This is a genomic window from Coleofasciculus sp. G2-EDA-02, assembly GCF_040226375.1.
In the GTDB taxonomy this organism is placed as follows: domain Bacteria; phylum Cyanobacteriota; class Cyanobacteriia; order Cyanobacteriales; family Coleofasciculaceae; genus Coleofasciculus.
On sequence record NZ_JAVKEW010000216.1, the window covers coordinates 1 to 4,486 of the forward strand.

2 protein-coding genes and 1 CRISPR repeat array are annotated in these 4,486 nt (G+C 47.7%); of the genes, one reads left to right on the forward strand and one right to left on the reverse strand.

Going from position 1 to position 4,486, the window contains the following annotated elements; translation table 11 throughout:
* Window positions 1–319: 319 nt before the first annotated feature.
* Complete coding sequence (cmr4, locus tag RLO19_RS25390) at window positions 320–1,255, forward strand: type III-B CRISPR module RAMP protein Cmr4 (RefSeq protein WP_446360178.1); 936 nt, start codon at window positions 320–322, stop codon at window positions 1,253–1,255.
* A gap of 311 nt (window positions 1,256–1,566) precedes the next feature.
* A CRISPR array of direct repeats spans window positions 1,567–2,047; the repeat unit is 36 nt; unit sequence GTCCCCACTCGCTGGGGAAACTATTGGAATGGAAAC.
* Between the two features lie 188 nt (window positions 2,048–2,235).
* Here cmr4 and RLO19_RS25395 read toward each other — a convergent pair.
* Window positions 2,236–4,116, reverse strand: a complete 1,881-nt coding sequence (locus RLO19_RS25395; protein ID WP_446360179.1) for an RAMP superfamily CRISPR-associated protein — start codon at window positions 4,114–4,116, stop codon at window positions 2,236–2,238.
* Window positions 4,117–4,486 lie beyond the last annotated feature (370 nt).

Sequence of the window (4,486 nt, forward strand, 5' to 3'; positions counted from 1 at the left end):
TTAAAAGCTTTGTTACGGGGTCTCAAGCCCTAAGATTTTTAGCTTGGTTTTCGCTTGCGTTCATTATAACACAACAAAACCTGGACAAAATATCCAACAATGTCCAAAAGTGTCCAGCTTTTTAGTTACAGTTACTTCCCCTATCGTGTTGAGTGTTGAATGTTTCCGACTTTGCCAGTAATACCAAATCTGGGGAACGCTACCCCCGTTATAATCAAGTCCGCGCAGGCGGACTTTGTTTGTGTAGCAGCGATTTCAATCGCCATGACTATCGCCATGACTCCCCTGTTGCCTGTTGCCTGTTGCCTGTTTTCTCATTATGAATCAAATTCACTACCTGTATTTATACCTTCTTTCTCCTTTACATACAGGAGGCACCACCCAAGAGGGAAACTTGGTGGGAATTGCCCGTGAATCTCATACCAATTTACCCTATATTCCCTCCTCCACGATTCGTGGGCGGCTGCGGGCGAGTGTTAATGATGAGGCGCTACGGGTGCAGTTATTTGGTCCGGAATTAACGGATATTAAAAGTCCCACCGCTAGTGAGACGAGTCCGAATTTGAGTCCGGAATCGTCTCAATTGGAACAGGGAGATATTTGGTTGGGCGATGCTTCATTATTATGGTTACCGGTGTCTTCGTTGAGTCATGGCGTGGTGTGGATTAGTTCTCCAATGTTACTACGTCGCTGGGCAAGGTTTGTGGCAGATTTATCGACTATTCCAAACCCCTACAGCACGAATTTGGTATCGGAAACCACAGAGAATCCCCGACCGATTTATTTGAAGGATGCGATAATTAAGGATAGTTTACAGCCGTGGTCGAATTGGCAAGCGTTTGTTCCCCAGGCTGGGAATCAGAGTGAAATTCAGCGAGTGTTATTGTTACCTGACCAGCATTGCAGTACGTTAATTCAAATGAGTTTATGGCGGCAAGTCAAGATTAAGTTAGATGCCCATAAATCCGTTGAGGGAGGGTTTCGCTATGAGGAGGCGATTCCACCGGATACGTTAATGTATGTGCCGTGGGGGGTAACGTCTCAAGTTAATAGTAAGGCGACAACGAAACGGGGACAAGAGTTGGCGAATCGCCGACAAGGTTTAGCCGAGGGGTATGGGATGTCGTCTACGGAGAATGGGGTGGATTTAGCTAGGGGTTTGTTTGAATTGTTGCTTGATGAGGAGGAACGGAATATTCTCCAAATTGGGGGACAGGAAAGTTTGGGACGGGGGTTTGTGCAGCAGTTTCGTTAGGGAATAGAGAGGGGGAGACGCGGAGACGCGGAGACGCGGAGATGGGGAATAGGGAACAGTAAGGAATGTCCTAACTTACCAAGGTAGCTGCTATACAAATGACAAAGGACAAATGACCAATGACCAATGACAACCGACGCTCAAGCAAAATGGCTGAAAGGCTGATTATTTCGTTCTGAGCGTCGGTCGCTTGTCCTGTAAGGGTTTCAGCGATTTTTTCTGCCGGATTTGTCGGATTTTTTCGGTCAAAATTGGTGAGCGTCGGAAACTGCCTCTAGACCTCAAACAGGGCAAGGGTTTAAGATGAGGCTGTCCCCACTCGCTGGGGAAACTATTGGAATGGAAACGGTTGCAGGATTCATGTCAATCCACACATTTTCATAAAGGTGGTCCCCACTCGCTGGGGAAACTATTGGAATGGAAACTCATAAGCTTTGAATTGGAGGTCTTTTGAAGTGGCAAGTCCCCACTCGCTGGGGAAACTATTGGAATGGAAACCAAGATGAGTAATATTAGCCACACAAGCAGCTAAAGCGTCCCCACTCGCTGGGGAAACTATTGGAATGGAAACTTGCAGGCTTCGTTCCGCAAAATCAAAAGGTTGTTAAGGTCCACACTCGCTGGGGAAACTATTGGAATGGAAACAAGAAAAAACTGGCATACATAATAAATCGTGAGATTTTGTCCCCACTCGCTGGGGAAACTATTGGAATGGAAACGAAACAGCCACACCTACGACTCCAAAGGTAATAAGAGGTCCCCACTCGCTGGGGAAACTATTGGAATGGAAACCCCCACCAACACTCAGGCTAGTGGGGGATTTTGGGGGACTTCCAGAAAATAAAGATATCGTGTCCGGTTGTAATGAAATTGTTTGTAGTAGGCACTTTAGTGCCTTAAAATGGCTTATTTACAAGCACTAAAGTGCTGACTACGAACAGGTTCATATAAAAATACTGAATCTTAGAGTTCCCTATTTCCTATACAAGGCGAAACGACTCTTGAGATTCACGCTGCAAGCGTCTCAAATACTCCCTACGGGGGTCATGAGTGCTACCAAATACCGTTACCACTTGGTAACGTTCAAAATCAGCAATCCAAATCGGAGAGGGAATCGTATCACCATCATTCCCCGAACCGCCACATAAATTCCTCGCCGCGTCAGAATTGCGACCATTTAACTGATGGAAATACTCGTGCAATATCTCCAAAGCATAGGGCTTTCTCTTACCATTTGTGCCAGAAACCCCCCAAATCTGACAATCAGCATCCACAGCTTCCGCCCATTGATCAGCACTCACTTGAGTCACAGATAGGATTGATCGCCTGTCTATAGGTTCAGCCGTCAGTTCCGCCAACGCCTGGTCGAATTGGTGCAGTCGGTGTTGAAAAGCCGATTGAAATAGGGATAAAGTGGCAGGGAGTAAGCAAAACCCATCTTCACCCGGTAAAATTAGGCAAGACCCGCGTATCCTGGGATTACTGTTGCGTTCGTAATAGGGACGTCTCGCGCCTTGACCCACGCCTCCTAAACGAAAGGCTAACCAACACAAATTCTCCATCAATTTCGCGATCGCGCAGTGATGGTTTAGGGGGGCGGCTGGGGAATATGCCATCCGGAAAATCCCCACCTGTTCGTGATCCTTTTCCCGTTCTTCCGGTGTCTCCACGGCGTCAACTTTCACCCAACCATAGTTTTTCGGGTCAATCGCCCCCCATAACCTCGCCTCCCAGGTTTTTACCCTCTCCACAGGCAAAACCCCTAAACTGAAAGCGCGGAACCAATAGCGCACCATGGACTTAAAAGCGATGGGTCGAAATTCAGCTTCGGAGTAGTCGTTGAGTTTTAACTGTCCCTGACGGTTTCGTTCCCAGTCCCCGGTTTCACGGTTTCGTTTATAGGGTTGAAAAGGATTCCCCAATCGTTTGATACCATGAATCCCCTGACCCTCTACAATAAACCTAATCCGCAAGAATTCCTGGGGTAAAGACAATTGGTCAACCGCCTGATTGGATTTCACCAAACGACCATAACCACTATTCACCTGAGAACCAATACCAGCGCTTAACCCCGCCATCAACCACTTCGCCACCTGTTTACAAATCTTCGCCCCCTGTTCACCCTGAACTCTGGGTAAAATCCCAATCAGAAACGTTGGTTGTTTAAGGGAGAAAAACAGATTGGGATTCGGATTATACTCCAGGGTATCCCCATCCCACGACCAAAGCGAATTCGCCATATCCAGCGCCAATCCCCCAGAGGGAGTGTCCGGTTGAGGTATAGGATAAGCATCTAAAAAAATCACCTTAGCCATCCGATCCTGCGGCTGTTGTGCATCCAAAGCGCCAAAGTAAGCCATTACTCTGTGGTCAGCCTCTCGCATCGCTGCTGTCTCAGCGGCGTCTGGCGTCCTATCGGATCGTAGCTGAAATTTTTGGCGCGATCGCGATTTAATCCCTTGCCATGCAGCATGTCGGGCGACTCCCCGTAGCGTCGAAGCCGGAATATACGGCATACCCAAGGAATCAAAAGCAGGCAGTAAAATACTCTCAGGACCGCGATCGCCGCCCACTCGAATTCGCCAGGGACAAGTTACTTTCAATAAATAACCCTTTCTTGCTTGGGTAATTTGGCGGGTGCGTTGGTTTAATTTCGTCAGATGCTGGACGTAATTAGCCCGGTTTTCGGCGATTTGCAGCAGTTGCAGTTTGCTGTCATTATCCCGTTTCTTACTGCTATTGTCTACAACCGAACTCGGTTCACGCATCCAGCGCAGATAGTCCACAAAACTAGCGCTAGGGTCTGGGTCATCTTCGGGTTGAATTAACCAAGGAGAGGGAGGGGGTGGTTTGTTGGTCATGGGTCAATAAGTAGGTGGGGATAATTGATTGGGTGGGGATAGATATTATCGTACCTTTTTCCCTTCACCAGACAGGTTATTCTTGTAGGGACACGATATTATCGTGCCCTTTTCCCTTCACCAGACAGGTTATTCTTGTAGGGGCACGATATCATCGTGCCCTTTTCTAGGGGGACGACACAACAGGTTATTCTGTGGGGACACGATGTTAATAGGGCATGGCAATGCCATGCCCCTACGATAATTCAGGGATAATTAATTGGGTGGGGGTAGATATTATCGGACCATTTTCAAGGGGGGCGTCACAACAGGTTCTTGTGGGGGGACAGTATGGTAAAAGTTCATGACAATCCGATGAACCACCGAAGAT

What these genes read in the sequence shown, in the direction of transcription:
- cmr4 (WP_446360178.1), top strand. Translation starts at nt 320, where the DNA reads ATGAATCAAATTCACTACCTGTATTTATACCTTCTTTCTCCTTTACAT.
- RLO19_RS25395 (WP_446360179.1), bottom strand. Translation starts at nt 4,116, where the DNA reads ATGACCAACAAACCACCCCCTCCCTCTCCTTGGTTAATTCAACCCGAA.